The sequence below is a fragment of the Isoptericola variabilis genome, from assembly GCF_050311655.1.
Classification (GTDB): Bacteria; Actinomycetota; Actinomycetes; order Actinomycetales; family Cellulomonadaceae; genus Isoptericola; species Isoptericola variabilis.
Window position 1 is genome coordinate 19,907 of the sequence record NZ_JBNOZM010000002.1, and the last position, 19,442, is coordinate 39,348.

Consider the following 19,442-nt stretch of genomic DNA (forward strand, 5'->3'; position numbering starts at 1 on the left):
GCTCGGCGACCTACGGCGCCTGCCAGGGCAGGGCGGCCACCCGGCGCCGGACCTCCGCCACGCGGGCCGTCGCGTCCGGGAGGTCCACCCCGTCGATCGAGGCGACGGCGACGATGCCGATCGAGTTGACGAGGAAGGCCCCGGCGAAGCGTCCGACGTCGTCGAGGTGCACGGGGGCGGAGCGGCTCGGCGCGGTCTCCTCCACCAGGGCCAGGCCGGTGCCGCGCAGGTGCGGGGCGTCGGGCCACACCACGCCGCCGTCCGGTTCGAGGAGGCCGACGTTCGCGATGGTCGACTCCGCGACGGCGCCGTCCGGGCCGACGAGGAGCGCGTCGTCGTACCCCTGGCGCTCCACCTGCCGCGCCCACTGGGCCTGCGCGAACCCGCCCAGGTGCTTGAGGTGGGCGAACGGGCGTAGGTACGGCACGGAGCGCAGGCGCTGGGGCCGCGCGGGCGGGTACCGGGGGTCGGCCACCTGGACGGCGACGTGGTCGGGGTCGCGCAGCACGACCCGCACGGAGGCGTCGGCCTGCCCGGCCAGGGCATGGCGCACGAGCCGGCGGACCCGGTCGCCGTCGAGCGGCAGCCCGAAGATCTCGCGATGGGCGGCGTCGAGCCGTCGCAGGTGGTGCCCCAGGCCCTGCACCCCACCGCCGCGCACCTGCATGGCGGTGAAGTGGCCGTCGGTGGACGCGACCTGCTCTGCCGCCGCGGGGCGGCCGTCGACCTCGATGCGCACGCCTGCACGGTAGCGCGGGCGGACGACGCCGTCAGGCGCGGGTGCGCAGCCGCAGGACGGCGTTCGCCGTGGCCCAGGCGAGGCAGCCGGCGCCCACCAGGTGGACGCCGACGAGCAGCTCGGGCAGGCCGGTGAAGTACTGCACGTAGCCGACGAGGCCCTGCGCCAGGGCGACGGCGAGGAGCACCCACGCCGCCTTGCGCGCCGCGGCGACCCGCGGGCTCGTCGTCGTGCGGTGCAGGAGCACCAGCAGCACCACGAGGGTGGCGAGGAACAGCCAGACGGACTCGGAGTGCGCCCGGGTCATGGTCAGCGGGTCGAGCGCCAGCCGGTACCCGACCGTGTCGTCGCCGGAGTGCGGGCCGGAGCCGGTGACGAGCACGCCCAGGGTGACGACCGGGATCAGCAGCAGCCCGAGCAGGGCGCCCACCGTCGCGACGCCGCGGCCGGCGATGCGCTGCGGGGGGCCGTCGCCCTCGCCGTGCCGGTGCAGCAGGTAGGCGCTGAACCACACGAGCGCCACCGAGACGCCGAAGTGGAGGGAGACCCAGCCCGGGTGCAGGTGCAGCAGCACCACGACGCCCCCGATGACCGCCTGCGTGAGCACGCCCGCGAGGGGCACGATGCCCAGGGCGCGGTACGACTCGGACCGGCGCCGGTCGGTCCAGACCAGGACCAGCAGCATCACGCCGATGACACTGAGCACGCCGGTCATCGTCCGGTTGCCGAACTCGACGAACGAGTGGATCGAGGACGCCTCGTGGAACACCGGGGTGAAGTGCCCGGGCTCGCACATGGGCCAGGTGGAGCAGCCGAGCCCCGAGTCGGTGAGCCGCACGGCGCCGCCGGTGCCGATGATGAGGATCTGCCCGATGACGTTCGCCAGCAGGACGCCGCGGGTCCAGGGGCGGAACCGGGCGAGGCGGTCGGGGCGGTCGGCCGGATCGGGCGTGGCGCCCGCACCCGCCTCGGGGGCGGGCGCGGGAGGGCTCGGCGAGGTCACGGGTCCACGGTATCGCCAGCACCTCGGCGCTCGGGCTCCTCAGGGCCCGCAGGGGTGTGACCTTGGCCCGGTGCCGCCGCCGGGCGGGGCGCGGTCACTGCCAGCGGAAGAACCGGGCGGCGGCCCAGGAGAACAGCGCGGTCCACACGGCGAGCACGCCGAGGGCGAGCACGGGCACGCCGGTGCCGATCAGCGCGCCGCGCATCGCCTCGCCGAGCGCGCCCGAGGGCAGGAACGTCGCCAGGTGCTCGAGGGGACCGGGCAGCTGCTCCGGCGGCACCAGGAGCCCGCCGCCCACGACGAGGAGCACGAGGACGAGGTTGGCGAGCGCCAGCACACCCTCCGCGCGCAGCGTGCCGGCCAGCAGGAGCGCGAGCGCGGTGAAGCACGCGGTGCCGAGCAGCCCGACGCCGACGGCCGGCAGGATGCCCCCGGCCGCGGGCTGCCAGCCCAGCGCGAGCGCGACCGCGCCGACGACGACGACCTGCACCACCTCGACGGCCAGGACGCCGAGCAGCTTGCCGGCGAGGAGCCCGCCGCGTCCGAGCGGCGTCGTCGCGAGCAGCCGCAGCACGCCGTTGCGACGGTCGAACGCGGTGGCGATGGCCTGCGAGGTGAACGCGGTCGAGACGCACGCGAGCGCGAGGACGCCCGGTGTCACGAAGTCGATGCGCGACAGGCCGCCGGTGTCGATCTCGACCACGCTGGTCCGGGTCAGGCCGACCAGCACCATGACGGGGAGCACGATCGTGACGAGCAGCTGCTCGCCGTTGCGCAGCACGGCGCGGGTCTCGAACCCGGTCTGCGAGAGCACGCGCCGCCAGGCGGGTGCGGCGGCGGGGGCGGGTGCAGGGCCCGGTCCGGTGGTGGCGGTGGTCATCGCAGGTGTCGTCCCGTCAGGTCGAGGAAGACGTCCTCCAGCGTGCGCCGGCCCACGCTGAGGCGAGTCGCGAGGACGTCGTGGTCGGCGAGCCACGCGGTGAGCACGGCCAGCGTCCGTGGCCCCGCGGGGCCGGCGACGACGTACGAGCCGGGCTGCGGCTCGGACACCGCCCAGGGACCGGGCTCGCCGTCGCCGCCGAGCACGGCGGCGACCGCCGCGACGTCGAGGCCGGGTGCGGCGTCGAACCGCAGCGTGCGGTCGTCCTGCGCGTCCGGGGAGAGGAGCTCGGGCACGCTGCCGCTGGCGATGACGCGGCCGTGGTCGACCACGTGCACGCGGTCGGCGAGGTCCTCGGCCTCGTCCATGAGGTGCGTGGTGAGGACGACGGCGGTGCCCTCGTCGCGCAGCTCGCGCACGAGGTCCCACACGGCGTGCCGGCTCTGCGGGTCCATGCCTGCGCTCGGCTCGTCGAGGAAGACCACCTCGGGCCGCCCGACGACCGCCGCCGCGAGGGACAGCCGCTGGCGCTGCCCCCCGGACAGCCGCCGCACCGTGGTCCGGGCGAACGAGGCGAGCCCGAGGCGCTCGCCGAGCTCTCCCAGGTCCCGCGGCGCCGCGTACATGGAGGCGACGTGCCGCAGCACCTCGCCGGCGCGGGCGCCGGTGGGCAGCCCGCCGTCCTGCAGCATGACGCCGACGCGGGGGCGCAGCGCGCGGGCGTCGGCCACCGGGTCGAGGCCGAGGACGCGCACGGTGCCGCCGTCGGGGGAGCGCAGGCCCTCGCAGCACTCGACGGTCGTGGTCTTGCCCGCGCCGTTCGGGCCGAGCACGGCCGTGACGGCACCCGCGTCGGCGACGAGGTCCAGGCCTGCGACGACGTCGCGCCCGTCGTAGCGTTTGACCAGGCCCCGCACGCGGACGGCGGCCCCGGCAGCGGGGTCGACGGAGCCGGCGCGCAGGTCCTCGGCAGAGTGCGCGGGCGGCGTGACGCCGTCCGCGCCCGATGGCGCGATCGAGGTGGGCACCGGAAGATTCTACGGACGTCGCCCGGCCGGGCGGCGCACGCTCGTACGACTCGAGGAGCACGACGGACATGACCTTCTACGCGTTCACACCGCCTCAGGACGTCGCCGCACTCGCGCGGCGGCTCTGGTACTGGCCGGTGGTGCGGGGCGTGCTCGCGCTGCTGTTCGGGCTGCTGGCGATCTTTCTGCCGGAAAAGACTCCCGGCCTTCTCGTGCAGGTCTTCGGGGTGTTCGTGCTCGTCGACGGCCTGGTGAGCATCGTGGACGGGATCCGGCGGCGAGGGACGTCGGCGGGCTCCGTCAACACCGGCATCGGCATCGTCTCGCTGGTGGTCGGCGCCCTGATGGTCTTCATCCCGAACTTCTTCCTCGGGTTCGTGCTGGTGCTCATCGCGATCTGGGCGTTGCTGGTGGGCCTGCTGCAGCTGTTCGTGGTCCCGACCATGCGCCGTCGCGGCGGCGCGTCCTGGGTGTGGAACCTCGTCGTGGGCCTGCTGTTGGTCGCGCTCGCCGTCGTGTGCTTCGTCAACCCGAGCAGCGCCATCGTGGGCCTGTCCATCGTGATCGGTGTGCTCGCGGTGGTGATCGGGATCGTGATGATCGTGCTCGGCGTCAAGCTCCGCCAGCTCGGGCAGCAGGGCCCCGGCGGGGGACAGGGTGGCCGCCCGGGCGAGGTCATCGAGGGGCGGATCGTCGCCGACGAGTGACGTTCGCGACACCGGCCACGTGACATGGCCCCGGAGGGCCCCGGTGAGGCTTGCCTTGCTTGACATCCTGGATTACGCAACAAGGATGTTCCCTATATCGACGTCGTCGCCGGAGGTCGAGGTCTGCTCCTGAGGCCTCCCCGGTGGTCCACGAACCGTAGGGGGTGAGCGCATGCCGACGAGCACGACCGACCGCACGTCCGCGCGCCGCGCCCCCGTCGGCGTCCCGGTGATCCTCGACGGCGCGCCCGAGGCCGACGGCACCACCCGCCGCCGCGTCCTGGAGCTCGTCGCCGGCGAGGGTCCGGTGACCGCCGGCGAGCTCGCCGACCGGCTCGGCCTCACCTCGGCCGCAGTCCGTCGCCACCTCGCCTGTCTCGAGGAGGACGGCACGATCGCGGTGCACGACGCCGGTCCGTCGTCGGGCCGCCGCGGCCGCCCCGCCCGCCGCTACGTCGTGAGCGCGCGCGGTCAGTCGGACCTCGCGGGCGGTTACTCCGAGCTCGCGGCGCAGGTCATGCGCTACCTGCGCGAGACGGGCGGCACGGACGCCGTGGCGCGGTTCGCCGCCGACCGCTACGACGCCGTCGTCGCGCGGTACGCGCCGCGCCTCACCGCCACGGACCCGCAGGAGCGCGCGGCCCAGCTCGCCGACCTGCTGTCGGCGGACGGCTACGCCGCCTCGGTCCGCCCCGTGAGCGGCCCGCTGCTGCCCACCGTCCAGCTGTGCCAGGGCCACTGCCCGGTGCAGCACGTCGCCGAGGAGTTCACCGAGCTGTGCGAGGCCGAGGCCCGCGCGTTCTCGGAGCTGCTCGGCACCCATGTCCAGCGCCTGGCCACGATCGCGGGCGGCGCGCACGCGTGCGTCACGAACGTCCCGGTCGTCACTCCCCAGAACCTCCCCACCCCGGCCCACCGCACCCGCGGCACGCAGGAAGGAACACGATGAGCGCTCCCACCCAGGACGCCGCCCAGGCGGCAGCGGAGAGCACCGAGAAGCGGTCCGATGACGAGATCATCGCCTCGATCGGTGCGTACGAGTACGGCTGGCGCGACAGCGACGCCGCGGGCGAGGCCGCGAAGCGCGGCCTCAACGAGGACGTCGTCAAGAACATCTCGGAGCTGAAGGACGAGCCCGAGTGGATGCGCAAGGCGCGCCTCAAGGCGCTGCGCCTGTTCGACAAGAAGCCCATGCCGAACTGGGGCGCCGACCTCAGCGGCATCGACTTCGACCGGATCAAGTACTTCGTGCGCTCCACGGAGAAGCAGGCCGCCAGCTGGGAGGACCTGCCCGAGGACATCCGCGCCACCTACGACAAGCTCGGCATCCCGGAGGCGGAGAAGCAGCGCCTCGTGGCCGGCGTCGCCGCCCAGTACGAGTCCGAGGTCGTCTACCACCAGATCCGCGAGGACCTCGAGGCCCAGGGCGTCATCTTCGTGGACACGGACACGGGCCTGCGCGACTACCCGGAGCTGTTCCAGGAGTACTTCGGCACCGTCATCCCCGCCGGTGACAACAAGTTCGCCGCGCTGAACTCGGCCGTCTGGTCGGGCGGCTCGTTCGTCTACGTGCCGCCGGGCGTGCACGTCGAGATCCCGCTGCAGGCCTACTTCCGCATCAACACGGAGAACATGGGCCAGTTCGAGCGGACGCTGATCATCGCGGACGAGGGCTCCTACGTGCACTACGTCGAGGGCTGCACCGCGCCGATCTACTCGAGCGACTCGCTGCACTCCGCGGTCGTCGAGATCGTCGTGAAGAAGAACGCCCGCGTGCGCTACACGACCATCCAGAACTGGTCGAACAACGTGTACAACCTGGTGACCAAGCGCGCCACGGCCGCCGAGGGCGCCACCATGGAGTGGGTCGACGGCAACATCGGCTCCAAGGTGACGATGAAGTACCCGGCGATCTACCTGCTGGGCGAGCACGCGCGCGGCGAGACGCTGTCCATCGCCTTCGCCGGCGAGGGCCAGCACCAGGACGCCGGCTGCAAGATGGTGCATGCCGCGCCGCGCACGTCGTCGTCGATCGTGTCGAAGTCCGTCGCCCGCGGCGGCGGCCGCACGTCGTACCGCGGCCTGGTGCAGGTGCTCGAGGGCGCCAAGCACTCCGCGTCGACCGTGCTGTGCGACGCGCTGCTCGTCGACCAGATCTCCCGGTCCGACACCTACCCGTACGTCGACGTCCGCGAGGACGACGTGTCCATGGGGCACGAGGCGACGGTCTCGCGGGTGAGCGAGGACCAGCTGTTCTACCTCATGTCCCGAGGCATGGAGGAGACCGAGGCGATGGCCATGATCGTGCGCGGGTTCGTCGAGCCCATCGCGCGCGAGCTGCCCATGGAGTACGCGCTCGAGCTCAACCGCCTCATCGAGCTGCAGATGGAAGGGTCCGTCGGCTGAAATGACTGCTACCACTGATCTGTCCACGGATCACTCCCGCGCCGTGGCCGACGGCGCGCATTCCCACTCGATCCAGCCGGGCGTCGTCCCGGCGGGCTCGCGCGCCGAGCGCAAGACGTCGTTCGACCTCGCCGACATCCCCGTGCCCACCGGGCGCGAGGAGGAGTGGCGCTTCTCGCCCGTGGCGCGGCTCCAGCCGCTGTTCGGCGAGGAGCAGGGCGCCGGCGGCGTCCTGACGACGGTCGTCGAGGCCCCCGAGGCCAAGGTCGAGATCGTCGCCAAGGGCGACCCGCGCCTGGGCACGACCGGCAAGCCGGGCGACCGCACCGCCGTCACCGCGTGGAACGCGGCCGCCGAGGCCACGGTCGTCACGCTCCCCGCCGAGGCCGTCGCCAGCGACGTCACCTCGATCCGGGTCGAGGGCGCGACGAAGGACCTCACGGCGCAGCACCTGCTGGTGCACGCCGAGCACCACGCCGAGGGCGTCGTCGTCATCGACCACCGCGGTGACGCAACCCTCAACCAGACGGTCGAGATCGTCGTCGACGAGGGCGCGCACCTCACCGTCGTCAGCGTCCAGGACTGGGCCGACGGCGCCGTGCACGCCTCCAGCCACCGCGCCCGCATTGGTCGCGACGCCAAGCTCAAGCACGTCGTCGTGACCTTCGGCGGCGACGTCGTACGCATCACGCCGGACGCCACGTTCACCGGCGAGGGCGGCGAGGTCGAGATGGTCGGCCTGTACTTCGCAGACGCGGACCAGCACCAGGAGCACCGCCTGTTCGTGGACCACGCCGTGCCGCGCTGCAAGTCGCGCGTCACCTACAAGGGCGCCCTGCAGGGCGCCGGCGCCCACGTGGTGTGGGTCGGCGACGTGCTGATCCAGGCCGAGGCCGAGGGCACCGACACGTACGAGCTCAACCGCAACCTGGTCCTCACCGACGGCGCCCGCGCCGACTCGGTGCCGAACCTGGAGATCGAGACGGGCGAGATCGAGGGCGCGGGGCACGCGTCGGCGACCGGCCGGTTCGACGACGAGCAGCTCTTCTACCTCATGGCCCGCGGCATCCCCGAGGTCGACGCGCGTCGTCTCGTCGTGCGCGGCTTCTTCGCGGAGCTGATCGACGAGATCGGCGTCCCGTCGGTCGAGGAGCGCCTGCTCGCCTCGATCGAGGCGGAGCTGGAGAAGTCGATGAGCGCCATCACCGGCGTCGCGGAGTGACGCGGCGATGACCTCTCAGCTGGCCTGCATGGCCGACGACCTCGCCCCCGAGGAGGCCATGCTCGTGGAGCTCGACGGCGCGGACGGGGCCCCTGTCCCGGTCGCCGTCGTGCGCGACGCCGACGGCGGCTGGCACGCCCTCTCGGACATCTGCTCGCACGGACAGGTCTCCCTGTCCGACGGGGAGGTCGAGGGCTGCCTGGTCGAGTGCTGGCTGCACGGCTCGCAGTTCGACCTGCGCACCGGCAAGCCGGTCCAGCTCCCCGCGACGCAGCCCGTGCCGGTGTACCCGGTGACCGTGGACGGCGACCGCATCCTCGTGGACGTCGACGAGCGGCTCGCCGTCGCGTCCTGACCTGCCTCAGACTTTCGCAACTCAGACCTGGAGACTCGAAGCATGCCCACCCTGGAGATCCGCGACCTGCACGTCAGCGTCGAGACCAAGGAAGGCGCCAAGCCGATCCTGCGCGGCGTCGACCTCACCATCAACTCGGGCGAGACGCACGCCATCATGGGGCCGAACGGCTCCGGCAAGTCGACCCTCGCCTCGGCCCTCGCCGGCCACCCGAAGTACACGGTGACCTCGGGCACCGTCACGCTCGACGGCGAGGACCTCCTCGCGATGACCGTCGACGAGCGCGCCCGCGCCGGCCTCTTCCTCGCCATGCAGTACCCGGTCGAGGTGCCCGGCGTGTCCGTGGCGAACTTCCTGCGCACCGCCAAGACCGCCATCGACGGCGAGGCGCCCGCCCTGCGCACGTGGGGCAAGGAGGTCAAGGGTGCGATGGAGAACCTCCGCATCGACTCGACCTTCGCCGAGCGCTCCGTCAACGAGGGCTTCTCCGGCGGTGAGAAGAAGCGCCACGAGATCCTGCAGATGGAGCTCTTCAAGCCGCACTTCGCGATCCTCGACGAGACCGACTCCGGCCTCGACGTCGACGCGCTGCGCGTCGTGTCCGAGGGCGTGAACCGCGCCAAGGCGAACACCGACGTCGGCGTGCTGCTCATCACGCACTACACGCGCATCCTGCGCTACATCAAGCCGGACTTCGTGCACGTCTTCGTCGACGGCAAGATCGCCGAGGAGGGCGGCCCCGAGCTCGCGGAGCAGCTCGAGGAGAACGGCTACGACAAGTACGTCGGCACCGGCGCGACGATGGCCTGACCTCCTCGTCGAGCACTCGACCAGGAGCCGTCACCAGGAGGACAGCATGACCACCACCGACACCGTGCGCCCGCCGCTCACCGCGGCGGAGCTCGCGGCCGTGCGGGCGGACTTCCCGCTGCTCGGGCGCACGGTGCGGGGCGGTCGGCCGCTCGTCTACCTGGACTCGGCCGCGACGTCGCAGAAGCCGAACGTGGTGCTCGAGGCCGAGGTCGACTTCTACGAGCAGCGCAACGCCGCCGTGCACCGCGGCGCACACCAGCTCGCGGAGGAGGCGACCGAGGCGTTCGAGGACGCCCGGTCGGCCGTGGCGTCCTTCGTCGGGGCGGACGCCGACGAGATCGTCTGGACCTCCGGGGCGACGGCGGCGATCAACCTCGTGGCCTACGCGTTCTCCAACGCGACGGCCGGGCGCGGGGGAGCGGCCGCCGAACGGTTCCGCCTGGCGCCGGGCGACGAGATCGTCGTCACCGAGGCGGAGCACCACGCCAACCTCGTGCCGTGGCAGGAGCTGTGCGCCCGCACGGGCGCCGTCCTGCGCTGGTTCGGGGTCGACGACGACGGGCGGATCGACCTGTCCGACGTCGCGGGCGTGGTCACCGAGCGCACCCGCGTGGTGGCGTTCGGCCACGTGTCGAACGTGACGGGCGCGATCGCCCCCGTGGCCGAGCTGGTCGCGGCGGCGAAGCGGGTCGGGGCGCTCACGGTGCTGGACGCGTGCCAGTCCGTGCCACACCTGCCCGTGGACCTGCACGCCCTCGACGTCGACCTCGCGGCGTTCAGCGCGCACAAGATGCTCGGCCCCACCGGCGTGGGCGCGCTGTACGGGCGGCGCGAGCTGCTCGAGGCCATGCCGCCCGTGACCACCGGCGGGTCGATGGTCGAGGTCGTCACCATGGCCGAGACCACGTACGCACCGCCGCCGCAGCGGTTCGAGGCCGGCACGCAGATGGTCGCCCAGGCCGTCGGCATGGGCGTCGCCGCGCAGTGGCTGGACGAGCTGGGCATGGACCGCGTGGCCGCGCACGAGCGGGAGCTCGCGGCGGAGCTGGTGCGCATCGACGAGATCCCCGGCGTCAGGATCGTCGGCCCGGCCGACGCGCGCGACCGCCTCGCCGTCGTGTCGTTCGTCGTCGACGGCGTGCACGCGCACGACGTCGGGCAGGTGCTCGACGACCAGGGCATCGCCGTCCGCGTGGGGCACCACTGCGCGCAGCCGCTGCACCGCCGTTTCGGCGTGGCCGCGACCGCGCGCGCGTCGGCCTCCGTGTACACCACAACCGAGGAGATCGCGGCGTTCCGGGAAGCATTGGCGGGCGTGCGCGCGTTCTTCGGTGTGGACTGACGTCGGCGGAGAGGACAGCAGTGAGCTCGCTCGAGCAGATGTACCAGCAGGTGATCCTGGACCACGCGAAGCGCCCGCACGGGCGTGGCCTGGTCGAGGCACCTGACGACCACCGGTCGGGGGAGTCGCACCAGGTCAACCCGACCTGCGGCGACGAGATCACGCTGCGCGTGGACGTCCAGGGCGACGGAGCCGGGGCTACCGTGGCCGGGGTGTCCTGGGAGGGGCAGGGGTGCTCCATCTCGCAGGCCTCCGCCTCCGTGATGACGGAGCTCGTCACCGGGCACGACCTGGCCGACGTCGCCCGCCTGGACGCCGTCTTCCACGACCTCATGGCCTCGCGGGGCAAGGGCCTGGACGACGAGGACGCGCTGGACGCCCTCGGCGACGCGAGCGCGTTCACCGGCGTCTCGCAGTACCCCGCCCGCATCAAGTGCGCGCTGCTCGGCTGGGCGGCGCTCAAGGACTCGCTGGCGCGCAGCGGCGCGCTGGCAGGATGACGACCCGGGACACCCGGACACCGGAGGAGACGATGACCGAGAACACGACCGACGCGGCCGCACCGCCCGCCGCGGCGCCGACGCCCACCACGGCCGCCGACGTCGAGGAGGCGCTGCGCGACGTCATCGACCCCGAGCTGGGCATCAACGTCGTCGACCTGGGCCTCGTCTACGGCATCCAGGTGGACCAGAACAACATGTCCACCATCGACATGACGCTCACGTCCGCGGCCTGCCCGCTGACCGACGTCATCGAGGACCAGGCCGGCACCGCGCTCGAGGGGCTCGTCGACGGCTTCCGCATCAACTGGGTCTGGATGCCGCCGTGGGGCCCGGAGAAGATCACCGACGAGGGCCGCGAGCAGCTGCGGATGCTGGGGTTCAACGTCTGACCAGATCAGAAGCGGCACGTCCAGCGAAGGTCCCGTCCTCCTCGAGGGCGGGACCTTCATGGTCTCGGGCGAGACACGGCCCCGACCGTTCCTGATCTTGTCGCCGACGAGCTCGTCACGGGCCTCGTAGGGGGGGCGCCCCGGACTAGCTCGTCCGCACCGGCCCCGTCGACTCGCGCACGACCAGACGTGGGCTGATCGCCACGCGGTGGACGGGCCGGTCGGGGTCGGCGAGCCGCTTGACGAGCAGGTCGACGGCGGCGTGGCCGACGGCGGCGCGCGGCGGCCGCACGGCGGTGAGGGCCGGGCTGAAGAGGCCGGCGACCTCGTCGTCGTACGACAGGACGGACAGATCGCCGGGGACACGGAGGCCGCGGTCCATCGCCTCCTGCACGACGGCCGAGGCCTCGGGGTCCGAGTGCACTAGCAGCGCCGTCGTTCCCGACGCGACCGCGGTGTCGACGACCTCCGTCACGACGCCCGGGAAATCGGGGTTGCGGCGGCCGGGCGCGAGCCGCTCGAAGTGCTCCTCGGTCGACAGGCCGAGCTCGGTGCAGGCGGCGCGCCAGCCCGCGGCGATCTTGCGCGACGTCGGCGACTCGCGGGACAGCACGAGCCCCACGCGGCGGTGCCCCAGCTCGGCCAGGTGGTGCACGGCCATGAGGGCGCCGAGGGCATGGTCCGAGACGACGGACTCGAGCGCCTCGCGATAGGGCGCCAGCGCCGCCTCGCGCTCGACGAGCACGTGCGGCATGCCGGAGTCCCGCAGCCACAGGGCGACGTCGGCCCCGCGGGTGCCGTCGGTCCGCGGGGCGACGACGAGCCCGCTGACGCCGTCGGTCTCGGCCAGCCGCTGCAGGGCGGGCCGCTCGTCCGACGTCTCGTACGACGACCCGCGCAGCACCACGCGCAGCCCGTGCTCCCGGGCCTCGGCCTCCAGGCCGCGCACCACCCCGGGCCAGTAGTAGTCCAGCGAGGGCACGAGCACCCCGATCGCCTGCGCCGTCGGCGGAGGGGCGGGCGAGGCGCCGTCGCGCCCCGCCGTCGTGACGGGCACCGCACCGCCGTGCACGCGCACGAGGCGGCCCTCCCGCTCGAGCCGGGTGATGTCGCGCCGGACGGTCACGGCCGTCACGCCGAGGGCTCGCGACACGTCGGCGACGCGCACGACGCCTTCGCGGTCGAGGGCGTCCAGCAGGTGGGCGCGACGCTCGGCGGGCAGCGGCGCACGCCGCTCCGGTTCGGTGGTCACTGGTCCTCCTCGCTCCCGCGGGCGACGGGCCGCCGCCCGGTCATCCTGTCCTCTCCGCGTCGACGTCCCTCGCGACGACGACCTCCAGGTCGCGGCGGCGGGTGACGTCGAGGTCCAGGCGGGTGAGACGGTCGCCCCACACCTCGGTCAGCACGGGGTCGTCGAGGGGGCGGTCCACGAGCGCGGCCGGGACCTCGGGCGGCCACGTCAGGTGCAGGGGAGGGGCGCCGTCGAGCGGGACGACGACGGCGCGTCCCGGCGTCAGCGAGACCTCGCCGGCGAGGAGGAAGCGGACGGTGGTCGCGGCGGCGTCGTGCCCGTCGTCGTGCCCGTCGTCGAGGTCCCAGGCGTCCGAGACCACGACACGGGCGTCGGGTCCGCGCTCGAGGCGCGCCGAGCGCCGCCAGGACCGCAGCCCTGGCACCGGGTAGGCGGCGGCGAGGTCCATCGTCACACCGGACGGTGCCGCCGCGTCCGCGCCGGAGCGGGTGGGGTGGACGTCGCGCGCCCGCGCGTCGGCGCCCACGGCCTGCGGGGTCCCGGCGATCTCGGGCACCGAGTGCCACGACGACTGCATGGTCCAGATCCGGTACCGGTCGGGGCCGAACGTCCGGGCGGTGTACGTGGGACGACCCGCGTCGACCACGACGGGCACGCCGTCGGAGGCGACGACGACGGACCCGACGTCGTTGTGGTTGTGCGCCTCGGCGTTGTGCCCGCCCTTGACGGCGAGGGCCAGCCCGGCCGCGTCGCCCGTGCGCTCGCGCGCCACGAGCACCTCGGTGGAGCCGAGCCAGGTCTCGGCGGGCAGCGGCGGGAGCGCGTCGGGCGCCGCCTGCCACTCGCGGTCGGTGAGGGCGCGCAGCAGCCGTCCGAGACCCTGCTGCTCCTCGGCACCCGCCCCCGGCACGCGGTGCGCGACGGCGTGGGCGGCGGCGTCGGGGTCACCCGTGCGGAGCGCCGCGCGGTGCAGGGCGCGCCAGGGCGGCGTCAGGTGCGGGCGGGCCTGGCCGTCGGCGAGGTTGACGTACCACGCCCCGCCCAGGTGCATCCGGTGCGGGAACGCGACCGTCCCGCGCAGCGCGGCGGGCGACCGTGCGGGGTCGAGGGCGTCGACGGCGCCGCCGGTGGCGTGCGCCAGCAGGTCGAGGGCCTCGAGCGCGCGGCAGGCGCCGTTCCACCAGTAGGCGTACCCCTCGTCGATCGCGCCGTCGTCGGGCAGGCACGCGACGTAGCGGTCCAGGCCCTGCAGCACCAGCTCGACGACGTGGGCGCGCTCCGCGGCCTCGTGCTCGTCGTCGAGCAGGCGCAGGGCCGCGACGAGGACGTTCCCGTGGATCCACGGATTCCAGTTGTGCACGTCGCCGTCCAGCCCCAGCCAGTGCCAGTCGCGGCGGCGCAGGAACGGCTCGACGACGCGCGTGCGCGCCTCGTGCCGCACCCGGGTGCGCAGGCCCGGGTAGCGCGCGTCCAGCGCGGGCCCGAGGAGGTGGTCCACCCAGGCGAGCTGCCCGACCACCTCGCCGGCACCGAGGTCGAGGTACGGGTCGGTGACCGTCGGCAGCACCGACCCGTGCCGGGCCCGGGAGTCGTCGTGGGCGGGCCAGCACCAGGAGCTCTGCTCGCACAGCAGCCAGACGCCGTCCGCCACCTCGTCGAGCCAGCGCTCGGCACCCGGGGCGCCGAGCGAGACCGCGGCGGCGACGGCCGCGCGGGACAGGCGCCGCTCACGCCCGTAGACGAGCTGCTCGTGGGTGTCGCGGTCGCCGTCGCGGTGCACGCGGGCCGCGGTGCTCGCGAGCGGGAGGGGCCACGGCGCGTCGAGGTCGGCCCGGGCGCGGCCGACGACGGCGGCGGCCGTGCCCGCGTCGACCGACCCGTGGGCGGGGTCCCACCGGTCACGCTCGACGGCGGTCGGGATGGGGAGTGCCGCGTCGGCCGGGAGCAGCAGCGCCCCCAGCGCTGCCGCGCGCTCGGCGCCGGGCGGCGGCAGGGGGAGGGACGCGGCGAGCGGCCCGGAGAAGCGGTCCGGCGGGGTGTCCACGACGTCCTCGTCTCGGGAGGGGTCTGGGAGGGGCGAGAAGCAAACGAACGAAAGCGAACATGAGAGTACAGCAACGCCCTTGACGTGGCGAGATTCTGAACGCTTGACTCTGTTCCTGTTCGATCGCCGGGATCGAGCGTGATCGCCAAGACGGCGGTCGGACGCTCGACGAGAAAGGGCACGATGGATCTCGCAGGTGCGCCCCGAGGAGAGGGCGGCAGCGCGCGGCAGACCGGCGCCCGCGTCGGCAGCCGGCTCTCCGGCGGGGACCGTGGCCGCTGGGCGGCGCTCGCGGACACGATGCTCGCCGCGGTGCGGCGGTACGCCTCGCCGGGCGGGTCGCTCGTCACGCTCCCCGGGGCGGAGGGCGGCTACGGCCGCGCCGTGGACGGTCTCGAGGGCTTCGCACGTACCTTCCTGCTCGCGGGGTTCCGGCTGGCGGGGGAGCGCGGCGCCGACCCGCACGGGTACGCCGAGCGGTACGCCGAGGGCCTCGCGGCCGGCACCGACCCCCGCCATCCCGAGCGCTGGGTACGGCTGTCCGAGCACGGGCAGGCCAAGGTGGAGGCGGCGTCGATCGCGCTGGTCCTGGACCTGACCCGGCCCTGGATCTGGGACCGGCTCGACCCGGCCGTCCAGGAACGGGTCGTGGAGTACCTGGCCGAGGCGGTCGGCGACGACACCTACCCGCGGATCAACTGGGTCTGGTTTCGGCTGGTGGTGCAGACGTTCCTGCGTTCGGTCGGCGGCCCGCACTCCCTGGACGAGATGGCCGCGGACCTGGCGACGCACGACTCCTTCGAGCGCGCCGACGGCTGGATGTCCGACGGCGCCGAGCGCGCCTACGACCACTACGCCGGCTGGGCGCTGCACCTGTACCCGACCCTGTGGGCGCGGATGGCGGGGGCCGCGGACCTCGCCGCGTCCCGCCGCGAGCGCGACACCGCGCTGCTCGACCGGTACCTGCAGGACGCCGTGACGCTCGTGGGTGGCGACGGGTCGCCGCTGGTGCAGGGGCGGTCGCTCACGTACCGGTTCGCCGCGGCGGCGCCGTTCTGGGTGGGTGCCATCGCGGAGGTGCCGTCACTGCCCCCGGGCCTGCTGCGCCGCGCGGCGTCCGCCGTCGTAGGGCACTTCGTCGACCGCGGCGCCCCGGACGACGACGGACTGCTCACGCTCGGCTGGCACCACGCCTGGCCGCGCCTCGCGCAGTCGTACTCCGGCCCGGGGTCGCCGTACTGGGCGAGCAAGGGGCTGCTCGGCCTCGCGCTGTCCGCCGACCACCCGGCGTGGACCGCGCCGGAGGAGCCGCTGCCGGTCGAGCGTGGCGATGTGCTGCGCGTCGTCCGCGCGCCCGGCTGGGTGGTCAGCGGCACCCGCGCCGACGGCGTCGTCCGGGTGGTCAACCACGGCACCGACCACGCCCGCGAGGGTGACCGCACCGGCGACTCGCCCCTGTACGCACGGCTCGGCTACTCCACCGCGACCTGCCCGTGGCTCGACGACGACAGCTGGCTCTCGCCCGTCGACCAGTCGGTCGGCCTCGTCGACGCGAGCGGGCGGACCACGCACCGCACCGGGATGACCATCCTCGAGGTGCGCGTCGTCGAGCCCGCCGCCGGCGAGGCGGTGGCGGCGGTGGCGGCGTCACGCGTCGCGGCGCACTGGATGCTCCCCGCGGAGGACCAGCAGGGCCACGGGTCCGGTGCGACCGGAGACGCCGTCGACGCGGGCGTCCTGACGGTCGTCTCCGTCGTCCGCGGCCCGTGGGAGCTGCGTGCCGTCCGCGTCGACGCGCTCGCGGGTGGCCGGTCCGACGGCGAGGACGTCGCGGCCCTCCGGCTGCGCGTCTCCGGCTGGCCGACCGTCGCGGGTGACGGCCTGACGTCCCGGGTCGAGGCCGTGCTGGGGGACGGTACCCCCGGGGAGACGGTGCGCGACGACGTCAGCCCCCTCGGCGATCACGGCCGCGTCCCGTGGGTCGACCTCCCCGCGACGCCGGGCGTCTGGGCGGCCTGCCTCGTCACCCTGCGCGGCGTCGTCGCCACCGGCGACGCCCCGGCTCGGGGCGCGGCCGTGACGATCGACGGTGCCGCTCTCGTCGCCGTCTGGCCCGACGGCGCGCGCACCACCGTGCGCCTGCCCTGACGGCCCACCCCGAAACGTGCAGAAGCGAAACGGCGCGCGGGCTGGATGTTGACGTAAACATTGCTCCGTGCCAGCCTGCGTGGCGGGCGATCGGCGACGGTCGCCCGCCATGCACCTCTCGCTTCGACGACGAAGGAGAACGACATGCCCCATCCCCGTGACGACCGCGGTCTGGCGCCGCCTCCCGCGCGCCGGGCCGCCGCCGGCGGCGTCTGCCTCGCCCTCGCACTGGTCGGACTGCAGGCCACGGCCGGCGCCGCGACCGACGACCCCACCGGCAGCACCTCCGACGGCACGTCCGGCACGGCCGTCGGCGCGGCCGGGTCCATCGGCTACCCGGCCGTCCTCGACCCGGGCGTCGGAGCGGACGACTACTTCACGCCGCCGTGGCCCGACGCCGACGGCGAGCACATCCAGGCCCACGGTGGCCAGGTGGTCACGTCCGAGGAGGACGGCCGCACCGTCTACTACTGGTACGGCGAGGACCGCAGCAACGGCTACTACGGCAGCCCCGGGGTGCACGCCTACAAGTCGTACGACACCAAGAGCTGGACGGACGAGGGCGTCGTCCTGCGGTCCGTGTCCGACCCGTCGGAGCTGGAGTCGGAGTACTTCGACGCTCTCTACGACACCGTGGACGACGCCGGGCAGCCGCGCGCCGACCGGATCGCGGAGCTGGACTACCACCTCGACACGAACGAGGCGGCCGACCGCACCACGATCTTCGAGCGGCCCAAGGTGCTGCACAACGAGAAGACCGGTCAGTGGGTGCTGTGGTGGCACTCCGACGGCCAGACGACGGCCGGCGGCAGCATGTACGCCCGCTCGATGGCGGGCGTGGCGGTGTCGGACAGCCCGACCGGCCCGTTCCGCATGACGGGCGTGTACCGCATGCCCAACCGGACCAACTACCAGGACTGCATCTCGGCCGCCGTGCCGGGACAGGCGCGCGACATGACCGTCTTCCAGGACGACGACGGCACGGCGTACATCGTCTACTCCTCGGAGGAGAACCGGTCGCTCTACGTGGCCGAGCTGGACGACACGTACACGAACGTCACCCACACCACGGGCACGGACATGGTGGACGCCGGCCAGTACTCCGAGGACGGCCGCTACCCGTACCTGTTCGCGGACGGCTCGCCCGAGGCGCCGGTGCGCGGCGAGGACTTCCAGATCGTCAAGGAGTGCGGGATGCTCGAGGCGCCCGCGCTCTTCGAGCACGGCGGCACGTACTACGCCGTCGCGTCGGGTGCGACGGGCTGGGACCCGAACCCGCAGACCTACTACACGGCCGACAGCCTGCTCGGGCCGTGGATCCGCGGCGTCGAGCCCGACGACGAGGACGAGGACGTCCCGTACGGCTCGATCCCCGAGGGCGGTGACGGCCTGCTGTCGGTCGGTGACACGCGCCGGTCCACGTTCGGCTCGCAGTCGACGAACGTGCTCGACCTCGGCGGGGGCAGGTTCGTCTACATGGGCGACCGCTGGAACTCCGGCGCCGCGGACTCGACGTACGTGTGGCTCCCGATCACGATCGGCGAGAACGGTCGCGCCGAGCTGCGCAACCCGGCGACGGAGGACCCGGAGCGCTGGGGCGAGGGCTGGGACGCGAGCTGGTGGGACGACCGTGGCCTGGGCGACGGGGTCTGGTCGGTGGTCGACGACGGCCTCCCGGACCGGGTGGGCCCGGGCGAGGACTTCGCGGACGCTCTGCCGCAGACCGTCCCGGTCGAGGTGGACGGGGAGACCACCCAGGTCGCGGTGTCCTGGGACGCGACGTCGTTCGACACGCGGGGCGAGCACACGATCACCGGCACGCTCGCGGCCGACGAGCGGTTCGCGGCGGGCCGGGCCTTCACCCGCACGATCGAGGTGTGGCAGGAGGGCGTGGTCGAGCTGTGCGGTGCGGACGGCACGACCGTCTCGGCGAGCTTCCACCAGACCGACTGGGAGACGATGCCCGCCCAGAGCGCCTGCGACGGCAGGGCGTCGACCTCGTGGTCCACGTGGGCGAGCGGCTCGACGAAGGACGAGGTCACCTTCACCGTGGAGCCGGCCGTCCCGCACGTCGTCGACCAGGTGGCCTTCACGAACATCGAGGGCACGATCGCGAGGTTCGGGGTCGAGTACCGCGACGCCGACGGCACGTGGCACCCGACGACGGCGCAGGACGTGGCGCCGGGCGCGAACGGCACGCGGACGGCGGTCGCCCTCGACCCGGTCTGGGCCACGGCCGTGCGACTCACCTTCGCGACCCCGGGCTCCTACCTCAAGATCCCGGAGCTCACGGTCGACGCGCCGCCGACGACGGTCGAGCCGGCCGTCACGACGCGGTGCGTCGGGCAGGGGCGCGTGCAGCTCGTCGTGTCCGCGCGCAACGCGACCGACCGCACGGGGGACGTCCGGGTCCGGACGGCGCTCGGCGACCGCACGGTGCGAGGCGTCGCGCCGGGTGCGACGGGGGAGGCGGTCGTGAGCACGCGGGACGGCGCCCTCGGCGCCGGCGGGGTGGCCGTCGCGCTCGGCGACGGTCCGGCCGTCGTCGCCGGGTACGCGGCGCGCACCTGCGCCTGACGCAGAGGCCGGGGTCGGCGCCGCAGAGCGGTGT

At 73.9% G+C, this 19,442-nt stretch carries 17 protein-coding genes; 11 read left to right on the top strand and 6 right to left on the bottom strand.

Features of this window, described 5'->3' with window-relative positions:
• Positions 1 to 10: 10 nt before the first annotated feature.
• The 4 genes from ACQP60_RS04540 to ACQP60_RS04555 all read right to left on the bottom strand — a co-directional run bounded on the left by ACQP60_RS04540 (position 11) and on the right by ACQP60_RS04555 (position 3,584).
• Positions 11 to 739 carry an aminotransferase class IV gene (locus ACQP60_RS04540; RefSeq protein ID WP_429728843.1) on the bottom strand — a complete coding sequence of 243 codons (729 nt, stop codon included), beginning with the start codon at positions 737 to 739 and terminating at the stop codon, positions 11 to 13.
• 31 nt (positions 740 to 770) lie between these two features.
• Positions 771 to 1,742, bottom strand: coding sequence for a COX15/CtaA family protein (locus ACQP60_RS04545; protein ID WP_429728845.1), 972 nt, complete (start codon positions 1,740 to 1,742; stop codon positions 771 to 773).
• Positions 1,743 to 1,836: 94 nt separating this feature from the next.
• Positions 1,837 to 2,622, bottom strand: coding sequence for an ABC transporter permease (locus ACQP60_RS04550; RefSeq protein WP_429728847.1), 786 nt, complete (start codon positions 2,620 to 2,622; stop codon positions 1,837 to 1,839).
• Entirely contained in the window at positions 2,619 to 3,584 is a 966-nt protein-coding gene (locus ACQP60_RS04555; protein ID WP_429729937.1) for an ABC transporter ATP-binding protein, read from the bottom strand. Before ACQP60_RS04555 ends, ACQP60_RS04550 begins: the two co-directional genes overlap by 4 nt.
• A 134-nt stretch (positions 3,585 to 3,718) precedes the next feature.
• On the opposite strand from ACQP60_RS04555, the gene ACQP60_RS04560 reads away from it, so the two are divergent.
• The 9 genes from ACQP60_RS04560 to ACQP60_RS04600 all read left to right on the top strand — a co-directional run bounded on the left by ACQP60_RS04560 (position 3,719) and on the right by ACQP60_RS04600 (position 11,387).
• On the top strand, positions 3,719 to 4,357 hold the full coding sequence (locus tag ACQP60_RS04560) for an HdeD family acid-resistance protein (RefSeq protein ID WP_429728849.1): 639 nt from the start codon (positions 3,719 to 3,721) through the stop codon (positions 4,355 to 4,357).
• Between the two features lie 172 nt (positions 4,358 to 4,529).
• Positions 4,530 to 5,306 carry a helix-turn-helix transcriptional regulator gene (locus tag ACQP60_RS04565; RefSeq protein WP_429728850.1) on the top strand — a complete coding sequence of 259 codons (777 nt, stop codon included), beginning with the start codon at positions 4,530 to 4,532 and terminating at the stop codon, positions 5,304 to 5,306.
• Positions 5,303 to 6,763: a Fe-S cluster assembly protein SufB gene (sufB, locus tag ACQP60_RS04570; RefSeq protein ID WP_429728852.1), complete on the top strand. Its 1,461-nt coding sequence runs from the start codon at positions 5,303 to 5,305 to the stop codon at positions 6,761 to 6,763. The genes ACQP60_RS04565 and sufB overlap by 4 nt, the downstream gene beginning before the upstream one ends.
• 1 nt (position 6,764) lies before the next feature.
• Positions 6,765 to 7,985, top strand: coding sequence for a Fe-S cluster assembly protein SufD (gene sufD / locus ACQP60_RS04575; RefSeq protein ID WP_429728854.1), 1,221 nt, complete (start codon positions 6,765 to 6,767; stop codon positions 7,983 to 7,985).
• 7 nt (positions 7,986 to 7,992) lie between these two features.
• Positions 7,993 to 8,340: a non-heme iron oxygenase ferredoxin subunit gene (locus ACQP60_RS04580; RefSeq protein WP_380316062.1), complete on the top strand. Its 348-nt coding sequence runs from the start codon at positions 7,993 to 7,995 to the stop codon at positions 8,338 to 8,340.
• Positions 8,341 to 8,382: 42 nt separating this feature from the next.
• Positions 8,383 to 9,150, top strand: a complete 768-nt coding sequence (sufC, locus tag ACQP60_RS04585; protein WP_429728856.1) for a Fe-S cluster assembly ATPase SufC — start codon at positions 8,383 to 8,385, stop codon at positions 9,148 to 9,150.
• A gap of 46 nt (positions 9,151 to 9,196) precedes the next feature.
• Positions 9,197 to 10,495, top strand: a complete 1,299-nt coding sequence (locus ACQP60_RS04590; RefSeq protein WP_429728858.1) for a cysteine desulfurase — start codon at positions 9,197 to 9,199, stop codon at positions 10,493 to 10,495.
• A 20-nt stretch (positions 10,496 to 10,515) separates the two neighbouring features.
• Entirely contained in the window at positions 10,516 to 10,995 is a 480-nt protein-coding gene (gene sufU / locus ACQP60_RS04595) for a Fe-S cluster assembly sulfur transfer protein SufU (protein ID WP_429728860.1), read from the top strand.
• Positions 10,996 to 11,027: 32 nt separating this feature from the next.
• The gene (locus tag ACQP60_RS04600; RefSeq protein ID WP_429728862.1) at positions 11,028 to 11,387 is read left to right on the top strand and encodes a metal-sulfur cluster assembly factor; all 360 of its coding nucleotides are present in this window, start codon (positions 11,028 to 11,030) and stop codon (positions 11,385 to 11,387) included.
• Positions 11,388 to 11,532: 145 nt separating this feature from the next.
• On the opposite strand, the gene ACQP60_RS04605 is transcribed toward ACQP60_RS04600, so the two are convergent.
• Positions 11,533 to 12,639 (bottom strand): LacI family DNA-binding transcriptional regulator, encoded by a 1,107-nt coding sequence (locus ACQP60_RS04605; RefSeq protein ID WP_429728863.1) that lies wholly within the window; start codon positions 12,637 to 12,639, stop codon positions 11,533 to 11,535.
• Between the two features lie 40 nt (positions 12,640 to 12,679).
• Positions 12,680 to 14,683, bottom strand: a complete 2,004-nt coding sequence (locus ACQP60_RS04610; RefSeq protein WP_429728865.1) for a heparinase II/III domain-containing protein — start codon at positions 14,681 to 14,683, stop codon at positions 12,680 to 12,682.
• 183 nt (positions 14,684 to 14,866) lie between these two features.
• Here ACQP60_RS04610 and ACQP60_RS04615 point away from each other — a divergent pair, with 183 nt between their 5' ends.
• A complete protein-coding gene (locus tag ACQP60_RS04615; RefSeq protein WP_429728867.1) occupies positions 14,867 to 16,831 on the top strand; it encodes a DUF2264 domain-containing protein in 1,965 nt (654 codons plus the stop codon).
• A gap of 144 nt (positions 16,832 to 16,975) precedes the next feature.
• Positions 16,976 to 19,408: a glycoside hydrolase family 43 protein gene (locus tag ACQP60_RS04620; protein ID WP_429728869.1), complete on the top strand. Its 2,433-nt coding sequence runs from the start codon at positions 16,976 to 16,978 to the stop codon at positions 19,406 to 19,408.
• Positions 19,409 to 19,442: the final 34 nt, after the last annotated feature.

What these genes read in the sequence shown, in the direction of transcription:
- sufC (WP_429728856.1), top strand. Translation starts at nt 8,383, where the DNA reads ATGCCCACCCTGGAGATCCGCGACCTGCACGTCAGCGTCGAGACCAAG.
- sufD (WP_429728854.1), top strand. Translation starts at nt 6,765, where the DNA reads ATGACTGCTACCACTGATCTGTCCACGGATCACTCCCGCGCCGTGGCC.
- ACQP60_RS04600 (WP_429728862.1), top strand. Translation starts at nt 11,028, where the DNA reads ATGACCGAGAACACGACCGACGCGGCCGCACCGCCCGCCGCGGCGCCG.
- ACQP60_RS04580 (WP_380316062.1), top strand. Translation starts at nt 7,993, where the DNA reads ATGACCTCTCAGCTGGCCTGCATGGCCGACGACCTCGCCCCCGAGGAG.
- ACQP60_RS04550 (WP_429728847.1), bottom strand. Translation starts at nt 2,622, where the DNA reads ATGACCACCGCCACCACCGGACCGGGCCCTGCACCCGCCCCCGCCGCC.
- ACQP60_RS04615 (WP_429728867.1), top strand. Translation starts at nt 14,867, where the DNA reads ATGGATCTCGCAGGTGCGCCCCGAGGAGAGGGCGGCAGCGCGCGGCAG.
- ACQP60_RS04590 (WP_429728858.1), top strand. Translation starts at nt 9,197, where the DNA reads ATGACCACCACCGACACCGTGCGCCCGCCGCTCACCGCGGCGGAGCTC.
- sufB (WP_429728852.1), top strand. Translation starts at nt 5,303, where the DNA reads ATGAGCGCTCCCACCCAGGACGCCGCCCAGGCGGCAGCGGAGAGCACC.
- ACQP60_RS04560 (WP_429728849.1), top strand. Translation starts at nt 3,719, where the DNA reads ATGACCTTCTACGCGTTCACACCGCCTCAGGACGTCGCCGCACTCGCG.
- ACQP60_RS04565 (WP_429728850.1), top strand. Translation starts at nt 4,530, where the DNA reads ATGCCGACGAGCACGACCGACCGCACGTCCGCGCGCCGCGCCCCCGTC.
- ACQP60_RS04620 (WP_429728869.1), top strand. Translation starts at nt 16,976, where the DNA reads ATGCCCCATCCCCGTGACGACCGCGGTCTGGCGCCGCCTCCCGCGCGC.